The organism is Mesorhizobium sp. M0410 (assembly GCF_040321435.1).
In the GTDB taxonomy this organism is placed as follows: domain Bacteria; phylum Pseudomonadota; class Alphaproteobacteria; order Rhizobiales; family Rhizobiaceae; genus Mesorhizobium.
The window spans coordinates 276,304-294,377 of record NZ_JAMYRN010000005.1; the positions used below are offsets into that span (position 1 = coordinate 276,304).

At 63.4% G+C, this 18,074-nt stretch carries 20 protein-coding genes; 9 read left to right on the forward strand and 11 right to left on the reverse strand.

Going from position 1 to position 18,074, the window contains the following annotated elements; translation table 11 throughout:
• The first annotated feature begins 50 nt into the window (after positions 1-50).
• Positions 51-584 (forward strand): gamma-glutamylcyclotransferase, encoded by a 534-nt coding sequence (locus NKI63_RS09525; protein WP_352687388.1) that lies wholly within the window; start codon positions 51-53, stop codon positions 582-584.
• 44 nt (positions 585-628) lie between these two features.
• Here NKI63_RS09525 and NKI63_RS09530 read toward each other — a convergent pair whose 3' ends face one another.
• Both NKI63_RS09530 and NKI63_RS09535 read right to left on the reverse strand, forming a co-directional pair.
• Complete coding sequence (locus NKI63_RS09530; protein WP_352821209.1) at positions 629-1,282, reverse strand: zinc-binding dehydrogenase; 654 nt, start codon at positions 1,280-1,282, stop codon at positions 629-631.
• A gap of 5 nt (positions 1,283-1,287) precedes the next feature.
• Positions 1,288-1,608 (reverse strand): alcohol dehydrogenase catalytic domain-containing protein, encoded by a 321-nt coding sequence (locus NKI63_RS09535; protein ID WP_352821212.1) that lies wholly within the window; start codon positions 1,606-1,608, stop codon positions 1,288-1,290.
• A gap of 344 nt (positions 1,609-1,952) precedes the next feature.
• Here NKI63_RS09535 and NKI63_RS09540 point away from each other — a divergent pair, with 344 nt between their 5' ends.
• Both NKI63_RS09540 and NKI63_RS09545 read left to right on the forward strand, forming a co-directional pair.
• Positions 1,953-2,900, forward strand: a complete 948-nt coding sequence (locus tag NKI63_RS09540; protein ID WP_352821215.1) for an aldo/keto reductase — start codon at positions 1,953-1,955, stop codon at positions 2,898-2,900.
• 78 nt (positions 2,901-2,978) lie between these two features.
• Positions 2,979-3,599 carry a LysE family translocator gene (locus tag NKI63_RS09545; protein WP_352687394.1) on the forward strand — a complete coding sequence of 207 codons (621 nt, stop codon included), beginning with the start codon at positions 2,979-2,981 and terminating at the stop codon, positions 3,597-3,599.
• Between the two features lie 27 nt (positions 3,600-3,626).
• Here the strand turns inward: NKI63_RS09545 and NKI63_RS09550 are convergent, their stop codons facing one another.
• Together NKI63_RS09550 and NKI63_RS09555 are read right to left on the reverse strand one after the other, a co-directional pair.
• On the reverse strand, positions 3,627-4,427 hold the full coding sequence (locus NKI63_RS09550; protein WP_352687396.1) for a lysophospholipid acyltransferase family protein: 801 nt from the start codon (positions 4,425-4,427) through the stop codon (positions 3,627-3,629).
• Positions 4,428-4,533: 106 nt separating this feature from the next.
• Positions 4,534-5,442 carry a LysR family transcriptional regulator gene (locus NKI63_RS09555; protein WP_352687398.1) on the reverse strand — a complete coding sequence of 303 codons (909 nt, stop codon included), beginning with the start codon at positions 5,440-5,442 and terminating at the stop codon, positions 4,534-4,536.
• 132 nt (positions 5,443-5,574) lie between these two features.
• Here NKI63_RS09555 and NKI63_RS09560 point away from each other — a divergent pair, with 132 nt between their 5' ends.
• Positions 5,575-6,195, forward strand: a complete 621-nt coding sequence (locus NKI63_RS09560) for a pyridoxamine 5'-phosphate oxidase family protein (RefSeq protein WP_352471424.1) — start codon at positions 5,575-5,577, stop codon at positions 6,193-6,195.
• 29 nt (positions 6,196-6,224) lie between these two features.
• Here NKI63_RS09560 and NKI63_RS09565 read toward each other — a convergent pair whose 3' ends face one another.
• The 3 genes from NKI63_RS09565 to ftsE form a co-directional block, all read right to left on the reverse strand.
• A complete protein-coding gene (locus tag NKI63_RS09565) occupies positions 6,225-6,989 on the reverse strand; it encodes a YdcF family protein (protein ID WP_352687400.1) in 765 nt (254 codons plus the stop codon).
• 88 nt (positions 6,990-7,077) lie between these two features.
• Positions 7,078-8,061, reverse strand: coding sequence for a cell division protein FtsX (locus tag NKI63_RS09570; protein WP_352616030.1), 984 nt, complete (start codon positions 8,059-8,061; stop codon positions 7,078-7,080).
• Positions 8,054-8,713, reverse strand: coding sequence for a cell division ATP-binding protein FtsE (ftsE, locus tag NKI63_RS09575; protein ID WP_023677923.1), 660 nt, complete (start codon positions 8,711-8,713; stop codon positions 8,054-8,056). The genes NKI63_RS09570 and ftsE overlap by 8 nt, the downstream gene beginning before the upstream one ends.
• Positions 8,714-8,949: 236 nt before the next feature.
• Between ftsE and NKI63_RS09580 the strand changes: the two genes are divergently transcribed.
• The 3 genes from NKI63_RS09580 (at position 8,950) to NKI63_RS09590 (ending at position 10,528) form a co-directional block, all read left to right on the forward strand.
• Positions 8,950-9,240, forward strand: a complete 291-nt coding sequence (locus tag NKI63_RS09580; protein WP_352683073.1) for a hypothetical protein — start codon at positions 8,950-8,952, stop codon at positions 9,238-9,240.
• 182 nt (positions 9,241-9,422) lie between these two features.
• The gene (gene hpt, locus NKI63_RS09585) at positions 9,423-9,965 is read left to right on the forward strand and encodes a hypoxanthine phosphoribosyltransferase (RefSeq protein WP_352821220.1); all 543 of its coding nucleotides are present in this window, start codon (positions 9,423-9,425) and stop codon (positions 9,963-9,965) included.
• 191 nt (positions 9,966-10,156) lie between these two features.
• Complete coding sequence (locus NKI63_RS09590; RefSeq protein WP_352691048.1) at positions 10,157-10,528, forward strand: response regulator; 372 nt, start codon at positions 10,157-10,159, stop codon at positions 10,526-10,528.
• A gap of 18 nt (positions 10,529-10,546) precedes the next feature.
• Here the strand turns inward: NKI63_RS09590 and NKI63_RS09595 are convergent, their stop codons facing one another.
• The gene (locus NKI63_RS09595; protein WP_352821223.1) at positions 10,547-11,497 is read right to left on the reverse strand and encodes a DMT family transporter; all 951 of its coding nucleotides are present in this window, start codon (positions 11,495-11,497) and stop codon (positions 10,547-10,549) included.
• 223 nt (positions 11,498-11,720) lie between these two features.
• Here NKI63_RS09595 and NKI63_RS09600 point away from each other — a divergent pair, with 223 nt between their 5' ends.
• Positions 11,721-12,578 (forward strand): LysR family transcriptional regulator, encoded by an 858-nt coding sequence (locus NKI63_RS09600; RefSeq protein ID WP_352649318.1) that lies wholly within the window; start codon positions 11,721-11,723, stop codon positions 12,576-12,578.
• A gap of 70 nt (positions 12,579-12,648) precedes the next feature.
• Here NKI63_RS09600 and NKI63_RS09605 read toward each other — a convergent pair whose 3' ends face one another.
• On the reverse strand, positions 12,649-15,264 hold the full coding sequence (locus NKI63_RS09605) for a TIGR02302 family protein (RefSeq protein ID WP_352704395.1): 2,616 nt from the start codon (positions 15,262-15,264) through the stop codon (positions 12,649-12,651).
• 212 nt (positions 15,265-15,476) lie between these two features.
• Complete coding sequence (locus tag NKI63_RS09610) at positions 15,477-16,418, reverse strand: threonine/serine dehydratase (RefSeq protein WP_352691044.1); 942 nt, start codon at positions 16,416-16,418, stop codon at positions 15,477-15,479.
• Between the two features lie 63 nt (positions 16,419-16,481).
• On the opposite strand from NKI63_RS09610, the gene NKI63_RS09615 reads away from it, so the two are divergent.
• Positions 16,482-16,784 (forward strand): ArsR/SmtB family transcription factor, encoded by a 303-nt coding sequence (locus NKI63_RS09615; RefSeq protein ID WP_352691043.1) that lies wholly within the window; start codon positions 16,482-16,484, stop codon positions 16,782-16,784.
• A 10-nt stretch (positions 16,785-16,794) separates the two neighbouring features.
• Here the strand turns inward: NKI63_RS09615 and lysA are convergent, their stop codons facing one another.
• Positions 16,795-18,063, reverse strand: a complete 1,269-nt coding sequence (gene lysA, locus NKI63_RS09620) for a diaminopimelate decarboxylase (protein WP_352691042.1) — start codon at positions 18,061-18,063, stop codon at positions 16,795-16,797.
• Positions 18,064-18,074 lie beyond the last annotated feature (11 nt).

An 18,074-nucleotide genomic window follows, 5' to 3' on the forward strand; every position in this document is an offset into this window, starting at 1 on the left:
GGACTGAAACACCACCGGTGGAGTGGTTCGTTACAATCAGGCTTGGCGATATGGGCGATTTTTGGGTTTTTGGCTACGGCTCACTGATCTGGCGGCCGGGATTCGCGCATGTCGAGACGCGGCGTGCCCGCCTGCATGGCTACCGCCGTTCGCTCTGCGTCTATTCTTTCGTGCATCGCGGCACGCGCGAACGGCCGGGCCTGGTGCTCGGCCTCGACCGCGGAGGCTCCTGCATCGGGCTGGCGTTCCGGGTCCCAGGCGAGCTGCGCAACGAGGTCATCACCTATCTGCGCGAACGCGAGCTGGTCACCAACGTCTATCTCGAACGTGTGCTCAGCGTTCGCCTCGACAAAAGTGAAACGGATGGGGGCAAGACGGTCGACGCCGTCGCCTATGTCGTGGACCGCAGCCATGAGCAATATGCCGGTGCGCTCGACCCGGCCGAGGCGGCGGCCGTCGTTCGCGGCGCCGTCGGCCAGTCGGGGAGGAATAAGGATTACGTGCTCAGCACGCTGGAGCACCTCGAAGCACTGGGTATAAGCGATCATTGGCTGGAAGACGTGACGAGACGGATCGCGACGTAGCGCCTTTTATCGTTATCATGATGTTTTCGGTGCCGTGACGCGGGCTACATCCTGAAAATCTGTTTACCAAGGTCGGCGCGATCCAGGCTGTTTGCCACCGCAAGCTTGAACTCGGTCAGCGCGTGGAGACCGCCGACAGGAACGTGGAAGCCCGGCTGGCCAAAGATGTCGATGATCTCGCGTAGGACAGGCCGGTCGGCTTCGGCAGGCGGCGAAAAGAAGTAGCGATAGATATTTGCCCTGATTTCGACGCCGCTCAGCAACACATCGAAATTGTGCAGTTCGAAGCGCTCGGCACTCATTCCGCCATTGATCACCATCTGCCCGCCGAGCGCCAGGGTGCGGATCAATTCGCCGCTGACAGGTCCGCCGACATTGTCGATAATCCCGTTCAATCCGGCGCCGCCGTTGATATCCATCACCGCTTCCCGGATACTTGCCTTCAAGTCCGAAAGGTCAAGAATGACAGAGGCGCCAAGCGTCTTCAGGTCGAAGCTCTGGTGCGAGCGCCGCACCAGCGCGATGACGTTGATGCCGCGTCGTTGGGCGAACTGCATCACCATTGTCGAAATTGACGAATAGCCGGCCGTGACAGCCAGCCACTGCCCGGGCCGGACACGGGAATCCGTCAGCAGATCCCACGCGGTAATGGGGTTCACCATCTGCCCGGCGCGTTCGACCGGATAGTCCGCAGGCAACGGGATCAGCCATTCGGCGGGAATGGCCGCGTACTCGGCCCAGCTGCCATAATAGCTGACGCGACAAGCGTGCCCGGTTCCAGCAAGACGTCCGCGCCGACGGCTTCGACGATGCCGGCGCCATGGTTTCCTGCGACCTGCCGGGGAAAATGCGGCTTCTTCGGTTCGGGATAGAGGTCCTGGATAAACAGGAAGTCGCCCGGATTGATCGAAGCCGAGACCATCCTGACCAGCACCTCGCCGTCGCCGATGCGCGGAATCGGCAGGTCGTCCATGTAGAGCACGTCGCGCGGCGAACCGATGGCGTCAAATACGATTGCTTTCATGCCGGTCTCCACAACAAACGATCCGGGGCAAACAGTCCGGGCTTGGCCAGACCGTGCCGAGATTTGCGTCGGCGCCGCGGAACCTATGGCCGGCCGGCAAAGGTCTGAATTGGCAGATTTGACAATCTATGTGCTAAACTTGCCAGATTGTTTCCCCAGAGGGTACTGGTTTGGAAATTCGGGACAGCCTCTTGAAGCCCGACACGGCGCGGCGGGTCGCGGTTTTGTGAAGCGCCGGCGGGCTGGAAAAGAGGCTATGCGTTTGACGTTGCCACGGTGCGACATAGGTTAGCTCGGTCGGCGGCTCCCACCCGCCCCAGCATGAATCACCATGGAGATCAGCCTTGCAGAAACGTCGTCTCGGTCGCACCGACCTATCCATCGCGCCATTGGTTCTGGGCGGCAATGTGTTCGGCTGGACCGCCGATGAGAAAACCTCGTTCGACCTGCTCGACCGCTTTGTCGACGCCGGTTTCAACGCCATCGACACGGCCGATTCCTATTCGCGCTGGATTGCCGGCCACCAAGGCGGCGAATCCGAAACCATCATCGGCAAATGGATGAAGAGCCGTGGTAACCGCGACAAGGTTGTCGTCATCACCAAGGTCGGTTCGGATATGGGACAGGGTAAGAGGGACCTGTCCGCCGCCTATATCGAACAGGCCATCGATGCTTCGCTGAAGAGGCTGCAGGTCGATAGCGTCGATCTCTATCTGTCGCACTGGCCCGACCCGGCGACCCCTTATGAGGAAACGCTCGGCGCTTACCAGAAACTGCTCGACAAGGGAAAAATCCGTTATACCGGCGCTTCCAACCTCGACGCCGCCCAGCTGCGGGCCGCACTTGACGTAGCAAGCCTGCGGGGCCTGCCGCGCTACGAGGTGCTGCAGCCGGAGTACAACCTCTACGACCGCTCGTCCTTCGATGGTCCGCTGCGCGATCTGTGCGTGGCCGAGGACATCGGCGTCATCACCTATTTCAGCCTCGCCAAGGGATTTTTGAGCGGCAAGTACCGCAGCGAGTCCGACCTCGGCAAAAGCCCGCGCGGCAGTGGTGTGAAAGGCTATCTCAACGCGCGCGGCATGCGCATTCTCTCAGCGCTCGATGCGGTGTCGGCCAGACATTCGGCCAGGCCGGCGGAAGTGGCGCTTGCCTGGGTCATGGCGCGGCCCGGCGTCACCGCCCCGATCGCCAGCGCGACGACGCTCGACCAGCTCGACAGCCTGGTGCGTGCCGCGTCGTTGCAGCTCGGCCCGGACGATATCGCCGAGCTCGACAAGGCCAGCGCGTAGCCGCGCACGATCGTTCAAGACCGGCGCCGCTGCCTTGCCCTACCGTCCCTGCCTCGTCACAGGATGCAGGGACGTCGCATGGCCGGACAGGGTCTTATCGATCAGCAGCTATGGCAGCGATTGCTGGCGCTTGTGTTGGCGTCGGCCATCGTCATGGGCAGCCCGGGGCCGGCGACGATAAGCGTCACCGCGATCGGCGCCGCGTTCGGCCTGCGCGGTTCGCTGCGCTATGCCTCGGGAATCGTTGTCGGGACGGTTCTCGTGCTTTTGGTGGTGGCGACGGGCATCATGGCCGTTCTCACCGCGCTGCCGAAGCTCGCAGCGCTGTTGGCGGTCGCGTCAGCAGCCTACATCCTCTATCTGGCGTTCAAGATTGCGACGGCGCCGCCACTGGCGGCACGCATTGGTGGGGCGGCGCTTCCCACTTTCCTGGGCGGGTTCCTTCTGGCCGTTGCCAATCCGAAAGCCTATGTGGCGATTGCCGCCGTGTTTGCCGGCGCGTCTTCCGGCGCCGGCGGTCTTGCTATTTCAGCCAAGCTGGCGGTCCTCGCCTTGATGATTGCTGCCATTCATCTCTTGTGGCTTCTCGCCGGCGCGGCTTTTGCACATTTGCTGCGCAAACCGCTGGCGTCGCGGATCATCAATCTGGTGTTTGCCTTGACGCTGGTTGCAACAGCCGCCCTGGCTGCCTTGCCGTGAGCCTTTCCGGCATGCGCGGCGGGTGTCTCAGCCTTTCAATTCAGGTTTCGCATCGAGCTCACCAAGCCGTTTCATTGCCGTCGGCGGCATCGGCGGCGGGTTCGGCGTCTGTGCCGCCTCGACGAGAAGCTGGTCGCAGGCGGCTTCCGTCTCGCCGATCAGCCGTTGCATGAATTCGTCCTTGCCGAGGCCGGGCGGGATCGGCGGCAGGAAGCGCGCCTTGATCGTGCCGGGATAGCGCAGGAATTTGCGGCGCGGCCAATAGAGGCCGGCGACGTGGGCGACCGGCACCACCGGAATGCCAAGCTGGGCATAAAGTTCGACGATGCCGTATTTGTAGACCGGTTCGTCGCCCGGCGCCCGGCGGGTGCCCTCGGGGTAGATGATCAGCTGGCGCGGATTGCGCGCCAATTCCTGTTTGGTCGCGGCGATCACCATTTTCAATGCCTTCGAGCGGCTGCCGCGGTCGACAGGAATCATCCGCATCTTCAAAATGTACCAGCCGAAGAACGGGATCCACGTCAGCTCCCGTTTCAATATGTAAACGGGATCGTCGAGATAAGGCAGGAAAGCGATCGTGTCCCAGAAGGACTGGTGCTTCGGCGCCAGGATGAAGGAGCCGTCAGGCAGGTTTTCCTGGCCGGTGATCTCACTTCTGGTGCCGGCGATCTTGTCGTAGAGCCACATGCTGGTGCGCGACCAGAATTTCGGCACGAACCAGGCGCGATGGCGCGGCGACAGGAAATAATACGGGGTCCAGAGGATCATCTGGATGATCAGATTGAGGTAAAAGGCGAGATTGAACGCCAGCGAGCGGAAATACAGCATACAACAAGTGCCCGGTGAGGAGGTGTGCGTTCGTTACACCAAGCGCCGGCAAAAAGGAAACGCTGCGAGGCGGGCGATCGGCCCGGCCTTGCGAGGGCCGTCTTCGTCACGTTTCCCACGCGGCCTGCAGCAGGCGCTGTCTCAGGCGCGGGGCGGCGAAGTCGAGGAATGCGCGCAGCTTCACCGGCAGTAGCCCCTGGCCGGCATGGACGAGGCTCACCGGCCATGGGTCTGGCTCAAACTCTTGCAGCACCGGGCGCAGCGTACCCGACCGGACTGCGGCGGCAATCTGATAGGAAAGCAGCCTCGTCACGCCGACGCCGGCAATCGCCGCATCGATCGCTGCCTCAGCCGTGTTGACCCGTAACCTGGAGCGGATCGGCACGCTGAATTCGGTCTTGCCGGTGGCGAAGCTCCAGGCTGCGGCGGTGAGCCCTTCGAAGGTGATGGCACTGTGTGCTGCAAGCTCCTGCGGCGTTTTCGGTGTGCCGTGCTCGGCGAGATAGGCCGGGCTTGCGCAAACGACGCGGCGGATTGAACCCAGGCGGGTGGCGATCAGGGCCGAATCGGCAAGCTCGCCGATGCGGATGGCGAGGTCGATGTGCTCTTCGACCAGCTGGGTTATCCGGTCGGCGAGTGTCAGCCGCACACCTACCTCGGGATAGACGGAGAGGAAGCCGGTGACGACCGGCAGCACATGCAGGCGGCCGAAGACGATCGGCGCAGTGACGATCAGTTCGCCGGTCGGGGCGCTGTATTCGCCGGCGGCTATTCGCTCGGCCTCGCCGACCTCATCGAGAATGCGACGACAGGCGGCGAGATAGGCGTGGCCTGCATCGGTCAGCGACAGCTGCCGCGCCGAGCGGTTCAACAGCCGTGTCTTCAGGTGCTTTTCCAAGTCCGAAACCTTGCGGCTGACCGTCGTCAGCGGAATGCCGAAGCGGCGCCCGGCAGCCGAGAGGCTGCCTGTCTCCGCCGCGGCAACGAAAAGCGACATGGACTGGAGGCGATCCATAGCTCTCCCGAAAATTTGCCCTTCCGGAAAGCGGAAGGATGGATTGCAGATATGGCATCTGCATCTCGAAGATGGAAGGACGTATTTTCCTGACTAGCAATGCAGCGCAGCTCGGCGCCTGAGGAGGCTTCCATGAACGCTCACACCAGCGATGTTGCTTTCACCCCGACGGTGAAGGCGATTCAGGCGCGCAAGGGCTCGCGCCAGGCCTATGCCCGTGTCGAGGAGCGTGGCGGCTGGCAGGCGGCAATTACGCCCGATCTCGCCGCCTTCATCGAGGCGCAGACCAGCGTCTTTCTGTCGACCGCCAATGCGGACGGGCAGCCTTACATCCAGCATCGCGGCGGGCCTGCCGGTTTCCTCACGGTGCTCGACGAACGGACGATCGGCTTTGCCGATTTTTCCGGCAACAGGCAGTTCATCACCCAGGGCAACCTCAGCGACAACCCACAGGCTTTCCTATTCCTGATCGATTATGCGCACCGGCAGCGCATCAAGATCTGGGGCAAAGCGCAAGTCGTCGAGGGCGATGCCGAGCTGACGGCAAAGCTGATGCCGCAAGACTATAAGGCGCGACCCGAGCAGGTCATCCTGTTTACGGTTTCGGCTTGGGATTCAAATTGCTCGCAGCACATCCCGCAGCGTTTCGAAGCGGCCGACGTGGCGGCGGCGCTGGGCGAACGCGACAAGCGCATCGAACGGCTCGAACAGGAGATCGCACGCTTGCGATCAGATGCAGCAGCCAGGGAATAAGAGCTAGGGAATAAAAGTGCCGGTGCCGTTCAGTTTCCGCCCGCGGCGTCGGCCAGCGTGACGCCGTTGGGCGATTGCTTCACCGGCATGATGCCGCGCGCCAGCGCCAGCAGGTATTTGTTGTATTCGGTGAACAGCACGCGCAGCGCTTCCGGCTTGGTCAGCCAGCCGCCATTCTCGAGGTTGGTGTTGACCACCGGATAGGGCTCGAGCCTTGCGCCGTGCAGCAGCCGGCCCATTTCCAGCAGGCTACGCGGCATATGATAATTATTGGTGACGAGAATGACGGTGCCGTAGGCATGGTCCTCGACCCATTTGGCACTTTCCTCGGCATTGCCGATCGTGTCGAGCGCGGCGCGGTCGATGTCGACGCAGCAGGAAAACAGCCTCTTGTCGCCGCCGGTCGCGGCCTGAAGCTGGCGGCGGCTGGCGGAGGGATGGACGCCGCTGATCAGCAGCCGCTCGCCCTTGCCTAAGGCAAGCAGGCCCATCGCAGCGTCGAGGCGCGATTGGCCGCCGGTCAGCACGATGATAGCGTCGGCCCTTGCCGGATTGGCGGGCGTAGTCAGGCGGCTGACGGTATTGGCGAACCAGCCGAAGCCGGCGACAAACAGCGCCATAAAGGCGAGCAGAAGGAGAGCCGAGATGCGCAAGGAGCGGCCTGCCAGCAGCCGCCCATGTTTGGCAAACTGATCCGGCTTGGCAAATTCATCAGGCTCGGCGAATACAGGCGGGCGCGCAACCAGCACTGGCATGCATCCAGCGGTATCGGTCGAGTCCCGAACGTCCATCATGAAATGGTTAATCCCGAAATACGGCCTTTGGTAGGAAAAAAATGCAATTTTCGTGACGATGCGTTTTCATCCGTGATCGATCTTTCCTTTAGCCGGCGTCCGGCTGGCGAATGTCGATGTCGCTGAGATAAGCAACCACGGTGAAATGGGAGGTTGCCGCCGTCAGCGCGCCGATCACCAGCACCATGACAGCGACCCCGAGATAACCCGCCGAGCCGATGGCGAAATTGCCGAACAGGGCGGTCGCCTGGTCGGCCTGCGGCGTTGCCATGTTGTGTGACGACCACCAGGAGAAGACGATGAAGACCAGGATCGCTGCGGCGCCGCCTGCCGCGGCGCCCTTCATGCCGGTGACCAGAAAATGCCGGCGGAATTCGCGCGCGATGAAGCGCGCCTCGGCGCCGACGAAATGCAGCACCTCGATGATGTGGCCATTGCCGGCCATGGCGCCGCGCGTCGCGAATACAACGGTCAGCACCGTCGCCGACAGCATCAGCGCCAACACTGCGATACCGATCGTTACCGTGGTGCGGGCCATGGCAACCAGCCGGTCGACCCAGGTGCGATGATCGTCGAGCGAGGCGCTCGGCAGCTTCGGCGTGATTGCCGCGCGCAGTGCGGCGAAATCGGGCGGACTATTCTCGTCGATGGTGATGATGATCAAGCGCGGCACCGGCAGCTCATCGATGTTCAGGCCCGAGCCTAGCCAAGGCTCGAGCAGTCGGGCCGTTGCTTCGCGATCGATGATCCTGGCGCTTTTCACGCCAGGGAATTCGCCGGCGATCTGCGAGGCCAGCGCAAGTGCGGCCTCCATGTCGAGGCCGTCGACCGGCTTGATCTGGATGGTCGCTTCGCGCGAGATCTGGTTCTCCCAGACGGAGGCGGTGTCACGCACCAGCGTGACTGCGCCAAACGTCAGACAGGACAGAAACGTCATGATGGCAATGACCAGCACCAGCGCCCGGCCGGCGATGTTCTGCGCCGGCACGATCGGCGCCATTTTGCGCTGGACGCGGGGCTTTGCCGCCGCGGCGTCCTGACCCTCGAAATGTTCGACGGAGAGCTCAGTCATAGATGTCCAGCCTTCCGCCGGCCAGGATCATTCGCCGTGCGTCGACCTGTTCCATCAGGCCGAGGTCGTGTGTGGCGATCACCACGGCGGTGCCCAGCCGGTTGAGCTCGATGAACAACCGCAGCAAGCGTCGCGCCAGCGGCGGGTCGACATTGCCGGTCGGCTCGTCGGCGAGCAGGATCTCGGGCTGCTCGATCAACGCCCGGGCAATGGCGGCGCGCTGCTTCTCGCCGCCAGACAGCACCGGTGGCAGCACATGCATGCGCTCGCCGAGGCCGACCCATTTCAGCAGCTCGGTGACGTCGGTGCGATAGGTCGCCTCCTCGCGGCCGCGCACGCGCAGCGGCAATGCCACGTTCTCGTAGGTGGTCATATGGTCGAGCAGGCGAAAATCCTGGAACACCACGCCGATGCGACGTCTCAGATGCGGCAATTCGGTGCGCGAGATGCGCGAGCGGTCCTTGCCGAAAATGGTGATCAGGCCGCGCGTCGGCTTCAGCGACATGAACAAAAGCCGCAGCAACGTCGTCTTGCCGGCGCCTGAAGGTCCGCTCAGGAACTGAAAGGAGCGCTCCGGAATGTGCAAGGAGATGTCGCGGAGAATCTCCGGACCCATGCCATAGCGGAGGCCGACATTTTCGAAGCGGATCACTTTCGACGACCTGAAATTCTCGGCGGCAAGATGCCAGCCCTTTCTGTGGAAAGACCATCGGCCGGCATGGTTAACCGACGGTTAATTTGGGGGCTTTTCGAGCGAGTCACAGGGGTTCCGGTGGGGAAGCGTTAACCATTTCCGTTTACCCAAAAGAAACGAACAGCGAACAGGTTCGGTAGTGTTGGGCCATGATGGCTGAGGATCGAACCGCGCGCCCGGTTTCCGGCGAAATCATGACCGATCCGGCCGCCGAGCCGGAACGCATCATGCGCGACGTGACCGCCGAGGTCATCGATGCCGACTATGAGGTGCTGCCCCGCCATTTTACACGTCAAGACTTTGCGCCGCCGCCTGCGCGCATGATTTCCATGCCTTCGATCGAAGGCATGGACATGTTGCGCAAGCCCGAAACCGCCGTCGAACGGCCGTTGTGGGTGCATGGTGGGCCGATCTTCTGGATTGTCGGCGTCGGTGCCGTCTTTGCCGCCTTCTGGATTTCGGGCGGCCATGCGCTGGTTCGTTAGAGCGGCGCCAGAAAATCAACAGGTCACCAGATAAACGATTCGCGACGGTGGGACATCCGACCGTTCGCGGGTGCCCTGCGAAAGATTTGGCCTTGCCAGACGGCACGACATGCCTAGAAACGGGTTGAAGACCGTTTCGGTCGGCTTCGCCTACAAAGGCGATCATTCTGGAAGGGCAGCCAATGCCAGTTGTGCGCGGCAAGGACATCGAAGTCCTGTTTTCGGCGTCCGCCATCGCGCGGCGGAACCTGGAACTTGCCAAGGAGATCGCCGGGCACGACTACCACGACCTTCTGGTAATCTCGGTGCTGAAGGGATCGTTCATCTTCGCCGCCGATCTTATCCGTGCCATGCACGATGTCGGCCTGTCGCCGGAGGTCGAGTTCATCTTCATCTCCAGCTATGGCGCCGGCACGACCAGCGGTGAGGTGAGGGTGCTGCGCGACATCGACAACGAGGTCGCCGGTCGCGATTTGCTTTTGATCGACGACATTCTGGAATCCGGCAAGACGCTGAGTTTCACCCGCGACCTCATGCTGTCGCGCGGCGCAAGGAACTGTGCCATCGCCGTGCTGCTCGACAAGCGCATGCGCCGCCAGACCACGCTCAACGCCGACTATGTCGGCTTTGACTGCCCCGATTATTTCGTCGTCGGTTATGGCATGGACGTCGCCCACGCGTTTCGCGAATTGCCGTTCGTCGGCATCGTCAAGGGCGACGCCTGAGGCCTTTTGAAAATTCTACTCCGGCGGTCATCTGACGCGGTTTTCTGCGCTTCCGGTGCTCACGGACTCGAACGTCCGCTCCGGGTCTCGAAAACCACGTCATATGACTCGGCGGAGCGAATTCTGAAAAGGCCTCATGGCCTTCCTGGCTTTCAGGAAACATCAACTTTTCCTCGCCAAATATCTTGCCCATGGCAAAGCTCCTGATCGTCGAGGACGATGAATCCGTCCGCACTCTCGCCGCTCGCGCGCTCGAGCGCGCCGGGCATAATGTCACTGTCGCCGCGGACGGCGCACATGGCCTTTCTCTGATCCGGGCGGCGCAAGGGAGCTATGACCTTGTGCTGTCCGACATCCGCATGCCGGAGATGGACGGCATCGAGATGGCCAAGGCGGCAGCAGCGCTGTTCCCGGCGATGAAGATCATGCTGATGACCGGCTATGCCGACCAGCGCGAGCGCGCCGAGGAATTGGACGGCATTATTCTCGACGTCGTGCAAAAGCCGTTCACGCTGGCTGAAATCCGCGCCCGCGTCGAACAGGCGCTCGCCTGCTTCGCCTAAGCCCAAGGCCGACCGCCTTCAGGCAGGGTCGCAGGTCACCGTATTGGCTGGCGCGCCGCTCCGGCGCCGGCCGGCATTGAGCGCAAAAAGCCCGGCGCCGATGATGAGGGCTGCGCCGGCCGCCGTCGCTGGTCGCGGCACCTCGGCAAAGAACAGAAAACCCCATAGCGGCGACCAGATGATACCGGTGTATTCGAAGGTGGCGACGCTGTTGGCGGGCGCCAGCCGGTAGGCCTGCGACAACAGGATCATGCCGGCCGAGGCAACGAAGCCGCATGTCCCCATCTTGAGGAGATCCGGCGTCGCCGGCCAGACCCATGGCCGGACGAGGAATTCGAGGCTCGGATGCACGGCGTGGTCAATGCCTGCCAGCCAAAACAATGCCGCCACCAAGGCGGCGCCGACCAGATAGGCGCCGTTCTGATAGAACGCCATGACAGTCGAGGATTCGGTGTCGCCGATCTTGCGTGCCATCAGCTGCGAGAAACCGTAGAGCAGAGCCGAACCTAGCGACAGCAGCGCTGCCCAGTCGAACAAGCCGGCGCCCGGGCGCACCATCACCAGCACGCCGAGCATGCCGACCAGGACGGTGGCGAGCGCCTGCCAGGACACGCGTTCGCCGAGATAGGGGCCGGCCAGCGCCATGATGAACAGCGGCGCCATGAAATAGAGCGCCACCGCGTCAGCCAGCGGCAGGGCGGCGATTGCCAGATAGTAGGCCGTGTAGGAGGTGAACTGGATGAAGGCGCGCATCGTCAGCATGCCGAACCGCTTCGACAGGATTGCCTGCAATCCGACATCGGCGTGGACGAGGAAAACCAGGATCGGCAAGGCGACGATCGAGCGGATCGCCATCACCTCGGTGACCGGATAGTGGCTCGACACCGCCTTGACCAGCGGGTCCTGCAGCGAAAAGACCAGTACGCCGAGACAGAGGCTGAGGATGCCGAGCACAAGCCGATTCTGCATAGGCGCTCCTGTCCCCGCGTGCGCGGCCGAACGCAGGCCTGCATCCGGGTAAAAAGAACCCGCCGCCATTTCGGGCAGCGGGTACGAGTGAGGACTTTTGATTGGTCCGCGGCCGATTTCGCGGCCGCATATCCAATGGGTAAGGCGAACTATCGTCCGCCGTTTGACATGTTGCAAACGAATTGGAATGATGCCAGCAATCAGATTTTCTTATGGCGGGCACATGCGACCCAATCTCGACAGCGACCTGTTGCGAACCTTCGTGGCGGTCGCCGACAGTGGCAATTTCACCAAGGCGGCGGAGCGGGCCGGCCGCACCCAGTCGGCGGTCTCGATGCAGATGAAGAAGCTTGAAGGGATGATCGGCGACAGCCTGTTCGAGCGCGGCTCGCGCGGTGTGGCGCTGACACGGCGCGGCGGCGAGCTCATCGCCAACGCCAGGCGCATCGTTTCACTGCTCGACGAGACGGCGGCATCGATGGTCGCGGCGCCGCTTGGCGGGCCGGTGCGCATCGGTATCCCGGAGGAATATGGCCACGCGATCCTGTCGCGCGCGCTCGGCGCCTTTGCCAAGCGCCATCCTCAGGTCGACATCACCGTCCGCTACGCGCATTCCGGTGCGCAGATCGCGGCGCTCGCCGCTGGCGAGCTCGATCTGGCGGTGGTGTTCGAATGGCAGGATCTGTCGGGGGGTGAGGTGCTGATGCATGACCCGACCGTATGGGTGACGTCAGAGCTGCATCACATGCATGAGGAGCGGCCGGTGCCGATCGCGCTCTACAACCGTGCCGGTTGGTGCAAGGATTTCGCGATAAAGTCGCTGGAACAGCGCGATCTCGCCTATCGTGTCGCCTACACCAGCGATACCAATGGCGGCCTGCGGCTCGCCGTCACCTCCGGGCTGGCGATTGCGCCGATCTCGCGCAGCAACATCCCGGCCGGCTGCCGCGAGCTTACGACCGCCGACGGGTTCGGCGACATCGATTCCTCGAACGTGGTGCTGCGGCGCAACCCGAACGCTTCCGGCGAGGCTATCGACGGCATGGAAGAGGCTATCCGCGAGGCGTTCACCAACCGTTAAGAATGCCGCTCAGTCCGGCGGTAGCGGCCAGCACGGACCGCGCGCGGCGATCTTCCGAATACAGGCAGCCTTACTTCAGCTCCAGCAGCCGCTCCAGATAGCTGCGCTCGATATCGGGGCTGAGTGCATTGCCGAGCCGCTTGCGGATCGCTTCGAGGATTTGGCGGGCACGCTGCACGTCGATCTCGTCAGGCACTCTCACCGAACTCCCGTCATCGGGACCCTCGCTGGTGCGGGGCCGCCCGAGCGGGTCACGGTCGGCATTCTGCTGTCGTCCGCCCTGGCCGTTGCCGCCCTGGTCGCCTTGCATTGCCTGCAATTGCTTCATCATGTCCTTGGCGCCCCTGCGCAAGGCTTCCAATGCGCGGCCCTGGTGACCGACGGCCTGGTCGCCTTCGCCCTCGCCGAGCGCCTGTTCGGCATTGCCCATGGATTTGCCGGCCTCGCCAAACCCCTCATTGGAGTCGAGGCCCATGCCTTCGAGGCTCTTCCTCAATTGATCGAGCTCGCTCTGCAGCTTGCCCTGGCCTTCCTGCAACTGCTTCATCGCATCGGCGAATTCCTGCGGCGTCATCTGCCCCGGCCGGCCGAGCGGATCGCGGTCGTCGCCCAGGCCGGGCTTGCCCTGTTCGTCCATCGGGCCCGGCTCACCGTTCTCGCCGAGCTGCTCGTCGCGGTTCTGCCCGCGCTGTTGCTGGCCACGCTGCATCTGGTCCATGCGGAAGGTGTCGTTCATCATCTCCTGCTGGCGCCGCATGATCTCGCCCAGCTTATCCATCTGCTGACGCATCTCGCTGTCCTGCTGACCGCCTTGTTGCTGGCGGCCTGCCTGCAGATTGTTCATCATGTCCTGCAGCTCAGACAGCAATTGCTGCGCCTGGTCGCGATTGCCGGATTTCGCCAGGTTCTCGATCTGGTCCATCATGCGGTCGATGTCGCTCTGGCGCAGTTCCCGGCCGTTCTGCTGCATCTGTGGCGCATTCGGATTCTGCTGCGCCCGCGCAGCGAATTCCTGCAGGAACTGGTTCATCGCCTCGCGCAGTTCCTTCATCGCCTTCTCGATCTCCTGGTCGCTGGCGCCGTTCTTGATCGCATCCTGCAGCGCCTGCTGCGCCTGGCGCAGCCGCTTCTCGGCCGCCGACAGATTGCCTTCCTCGATGCCGAGCGCGATCTCCCAGAGGTAAGCGACCTCGTCGCGCAACTGGTCGTCGCTGTCAGCCATCTTCAGCCGGGTGCGGGCGCTCATGATGGCGAGGTAGTGCGTCATGTTGTCGAACGTGTCTTCGGGCCTGAGCGTGATCGCATCCATCAGGTCGAGCACCCGGTCCTTGGCATAGGCGTCGAGCGCCAGCATGCGGCGCTGCTCGACAACAGCCCGCGCCAACGGGTTGGAGAATGGCCGCTCCGGCATCACCAGCGTCTTGGTTTCGCTGGTCGCCGTGTGTCCGGCACCGTCGGTGGCGACAAGCGACAGCTTGACGTTACCACCGGCCCAGACATGGTCGGTCAGGTCCTTCGTCGTCTTAGCGGCATTCGCCTTCCCGCCGCGGCGCGGCAACGTCAGCGGCATTTCCGGCGGGCCATAGAGCGGATGCGCGTTGGGTGCCTGCGGATCGGCCAATGCGAAAACGGCCTTGGCGGAGGCCGCGCCATAGTCGTCGTCAATCTGGTAGTTGAGTTCGAAGGCGCCGTTGACGGCGCGCTTCGGCTCGCCGACAAAGCGGATCTGCGGCGGCTTGTCGGGAATTATGGCGAAGGCCCAGCGGCCGAGCTCGCCGTCGCCGGACTGCAGCGTCAGCGTGCCGTCGGCCGTCAACTTGCCGCTGAACTGGCGCACGGTGGAAGGCGTTGCCGGAGCTGCCTCAGTCTTGGCGGCTTGCGGCCCGGTCGGATCGATGGCGCGGGTGTTGCCGCCGGTGTCGGCGTAACTCAGCGTTTCCTCGCCCGAACCGCCGGTGACGCGCAGCGACACATCGCTGCCCTCCGGAACGGTGAAGGTCGGCGCCGTTTGAGTGGCGTTGTTGGCAAGGACTGGGGCGTTCAGGAATATCGGCGGCCTGCCGGTATAGGCCGGCGGCGTCACCCAGGCATCAATGCGCGGCGGCACGACGTCGCGGGCGGCACGGGCAACAAAGCCGTCGCCCAGCCTGCCGCCCGACGGCCCGAAGGAGAAGGCAAAGGCAGTGACCAACAAAAGCGCGGCAACGGCGCGCAACGCCCACGGGTCGCGTTCCGGCACGCGTGTGCGCGGCACGTCGCCGCCAAGCTCGCCCAGCCGGTCAGCCATGCGCCGCTGATGCTCGCGCCACAGGGCTTGCGAAAAAATGCTTTCCTTGCCGCTCGGGCGATCGGTCTGGACCTGCACCGGGCTGTGCAGCAGCCGGTTGGCCGCCTCGATGCGGCGGTCGACCTCGGCACTGGATGGCGTGCGGAAGAAACGCAGCGGGTAGAGTGCGGCAAGCGCTGCGACGCCGAATGCCGTGATAAGACCGATCCGCGCCAGATCGGGCAAAAATGGGAACAGGCCGAGCCACGAAATGCTGAGGAACAGGCTGGCGACGATGATCAGCGGCAGCAGCAATGGCCAGCCGCGTTCGACGATTATCGAGACCTGCGTCCCCAGCCGGCTCAAGGCAAGGCGCCTGGCCAGACTGCGATCGCTGGTGAAAATGGGTCGTTGCGTCATCGGCCCTTCCTGGCCGGGCGGGATAGCCCAGGCCTCACGAGTCTATCGCATGGGCCCGAAAAGTCGATTTCCGGGAAGCACGATGCGAAGACCTAAAATCTTAGCGCGTACTTCGTGCGTCCAAGCGGATGCACATCGCCCTAAGGATACCAACAAACACGGCGAAGGCGAGGCGGTTCCCCAAAACGTGAACAATAATGCCCCGGATATTGTCAGAATTTCGCCGGATTGGCGTTTGCGCCGCAGACCAGTACGGCAACGTGCTCGCCTCTAGCCGGTGCGTAGCGGCCGGACAGGAGCGCCGCGAAGGCGGCCGCACCGCCCGGCTCGGAGATGATTCGCACGCGGTCCCACAGCGCCGCCTGGGCGGCGACAATGTCGTCGTCGCCGACCAGGATCGAGCGCTCGACGAATGCCTCGGCGATAGGAAACATCATTTCGCCGACACGCTTTGGCGCGAGCGAATCGGCGGCGACGCCCTCAGCCGGCGCGTCGACGGGTCGGCCCGCCGCGAACGCGCGATGAAGCGTCGGCGCACCCTCCGGCTCAACAGCGATGATCCTGATGCGGCCGGAAAACCAGGCGGCGATGCCGCCGATCAGGCCGCCGCCGCCGACAGCGACCAGCAGGGTGTCGAGCTTCGGCAGGTCGGCCTCGATTTCGAGGCCGAGCGTGCCCTGCCCGACCAGCGTCTCCTCCTGATTGAAGGCGTGGATCTGCAGGGCGCCGGATTTTTCGGCGAAGCTCTCGCTGGCGGCCAGCGCCTCGGCATAACGGGCGCCGCCGACGATCAGCTCGGCGCCGTAGCCACGGATGCGGTCCAGCTTGGCCTGCGGGCTCACTTCGGGAACAAAGATGGTCGCCTTGTGGCCGAGTCGCATGGCGGCATAGGCGACGGCGGCGCCGTGATTGCCGCCCGATGCGGCGACGACGCCGGCCGCAGGAACCGGCCGTTCGAGGAGATTGGTGAACGCACCACGCGCCTTGAACGAGCCGGAATGCTGCAAGCACTCAAGCTTCAGGTCGACCGGCAGAGCCGGGCGGCCGAAATCGGCCATGTCGACGCGCAGCACCGGCGTGTGGCGCACGAAGGGTCGGATGCGTGGTTCCATCGCCGCAATGCGCTCGCGTGTGATCGTGTGGCCGTGCAGCATGCTTTCACTCCCAGGGCTGACATTCAGAGTTGACATTACTTAGTAACTTGGCAAAGTGGCTAAATGCAAGAGGTCGACCTCTTCAAAGCGATTGCCAACGAGCGCAGGCTGCAGATCCTCGACTGGCTCAAGGACCCGCGCGCGCATTTTCCGCCGCAGGCGGACGGCGATCTGGTCGACGACGGAGTCTGCGCGCTGCTGATCGCGGAAAAGCTGGGGATCACCCAGGCGACGCTCAGCGAACATATGCGCGTGCTGACCCAGGCAGGGCTTTTGCGCAGCAAGCGCATCAAGCAGTGGACATTCTATCGCCGGAACGAGAACAGGATCGCCGAAACCAGGGCGCTCATTCAGCACCGCCTGTAGCTGCAGAGTTCTACTCCAACCAGTCCGGCACCGAGTCCAGTCCGATCAGCTCGTCATAGGTCTGGCGCGGGCGCACAACGTGGAAGCGGTCGCGGTCGACCAGCACTTCCGGTACCAGCAGCCTGGTATTGTAGGTGCCAGCCTGGACGGCGCCATAGGCGCCGGCGGTGGCGACAGCGATCAGGTCGCCGGATTTCAGCCGGGGCAGGTCACGGTCGAGCCCGAGATAGTCGCCGGTCTCGCAAACCGGGCCGACGACGTCGACCTTCATGCGCGGTGCTGCGGCCGGCTGCTGCACCACCGGCTTGATGTCGTGGAAAGCGTCGTAAAGCGTCGGCCGGATCAGGTCGTTCATCGCGGCGTCGACGACGAGGAAGTTCTTGGCGTCGCCCTCCTTCACGAAGATCACCGCCGAGACCAGGATGCCGGCATTCCCGACGATCAACCGGCCTGGCTCGAACATCACTTTCAGCCCGAGCTCGGCGACATGCTTTCTGACGATCCGGGCATAGGCATCGGGCAAAGGCGGCGGGTTGTTGTCGACGCGGTAGGGAATGCCAAGGCCGCCGCCGAGATCGATGTGCTCGATGGCATGACCGTCGGAGCGCAGGGCGCCGACCAGCTCCACCAGCAGCGCAAAGGCCTCGTCGAAGGGCTGCAATTCGGTGATCTGGCTGCCGATATGGGTGTCTATGCCGGTGACCTTGATGCCCGGCAGCTCAGCCGCGCGGGCATAAACCTTTCGTGCCTGCTGCCAGGGAATGCCGAACTTGTTCTCGGCCTTCCCAGTCGAAATTTTGTTGTGCGTCCTGGCATCGACATCCGGATTGATGCGCAGCGAGATCGGCGCGATCTTGCCCAGCGCGGTCGCGCGGGCCGACAGCAGCTCCAGCTCCGGTTCGGATTCGACGTTGAAACAGAGAATGCCGGCCGAGAGCGCAAAATCCATTTCGCGCGCGGTCTTGCCGACGCCCGAAAACAGGATCTTGCTTGCCGGAATGCCGGCCGCCAAAGCGCGGCGCAATTCGCCCTCCGAGACCACGTCGGCGCCGGCGCCGAGTCTTGCCAACACCTTCAGCACGGCCTGGTTCGAATTCGCCTTCATGGCATAGCAGACGAGGGCGTCGAGCCCGGCAAAGGCCTCTGTGAAGACGCGAAAATGCCTGGTCAACGTCGCCGTCGAATAACAATAGAATGGCGTGCCGACGCTGGCGGCGATGTCTGATATCGCCACGTCCTCGGCATGCAGCGCGCCGTCGCGGTAGTCGAAATGGTTCACGAGATTGGTCC

What these genes read in the sequence shown, in the direction of transcription:
- NKI63_RS09580 (WP_352683073.1), top strand. Translation starts at nt 8,950, where the DNA reads ATGACCGATCCGGCCGCCGAGCCGGAACGCATCATGCGCGACGTGACC.
- NKI63_RS09615 (WP_352691043.1), top strand. Translation starts at nt 16,482, where the DNA reads ATGCAAGAGGTCGACCTCTTCAAAGCGATTGCCAACGAGCGCAGGCTG.
- NKI63_RS09545 (WP_352687394.1), top strand. Translation starts at nt 2,979, where the DNA reads ATGGCCGGACAGGGTCTTATCGATCAGCAGCTATGGCAGCGATTGCTG.
- NKI63_RS09590 (WP_352691048.1), top strand. Translation starts at nt 10,157, where the DNA reads ATGGCAAAGCTCCTGATCGTCGAGGACGATGAATCCGTCCGCACTCTC.
- hpt (WP_352821220.1), top strand. Translation starts at nt 9,423, where the DNA reads ATGCCAGTTGTGCGCGGCAAGGACATCGAAGTCCTGTTTTCGGCGTCC.
- NKI63_RS09560 (WP_352471424.1), top strand. Translation starts at nt 5,575, where the DNA reads ATGAACGCTCACACCAGCGATGTTGCTTTCACCCCGACGGTGAAGGCG.
- NKI63_RS09600 (WP_352649318.1), top strand. Translation starts at nt 11,721, where the DNA reads ATGCGACCCAATCTCGACAGCGACCTGTTGCGAACCTTCGTGGCGGTC.
- NKI63_RS09570 (WP_352616030.1), bottom strand. Translation starts at nt 8,061, where the DNA reads ATGACTGAGCTCTCCGTCGAACATTTCGAGGGTCAGGACGCCGCGGCG.
- NKI63_RS09525 (WP_352687388.1), top strand. Translation starts at nt 51, where the DNA reads ATGGGCGATTTTTGGGTTTTTGGCTACGGCTCACTGATCTGGCGGCCG.
- NKI63_RS09565 (WP_352687400.1), bottom strand. Translation starts at nt 6,989, where the DNA reads ATGATGGACGTTCGGGACTCGACCGATACCGCTGGATGCATGCCAGTG.
- NKI63_RS09595 (WP_352821223.1), bottom strand. Translation starts at nt 11,497, where the DNA reads ATGCAGAATCGGCTTGTGCTCGGCATCCTCAGCCTCTGTCTCGGCGTA.
- NKI63_RS09535 (WP_352821212.1), bottom strand. Translation starts at nt 1,608, where the DNA reads ATGAAAGCAATCGTATTTGACGCCATCGGTTCGCCGCGCGACGTGCTC.
- NKI63_RS09605 (WP_352704395.1), bottom strand. Translation starts at nt 15,264, where the DNA reads ATGACGCAACGACCCATTTTCACCAGCGATCGCAGTCTGGCCAGGCGC.
- NKI63_RS09610 (WP_352691044.1), bottom strand. Translation starts at nt 16,418, where the DNA reads ATGCTGCACGGCCACACGATCACACGCGAGCGCATTGCGGCGATGGAA.
- NKI63_RS09555 (WP_352687398.1), bottom strand. Translation starts at nt 5,442, where the DNA reads ATGGATCGCCTCCAGTCCATGTCGCTTTTCGTTGCCGCGGCGGAGACA.
- NKI63_RS09550 (WP_352687396.1), bottom strand. Translation starts at nt 4,427, where the DNA reads ATGCTGTATTTCCGCTCGCTGGCGTTCAATCTCGCCTTTTACCTCAAT.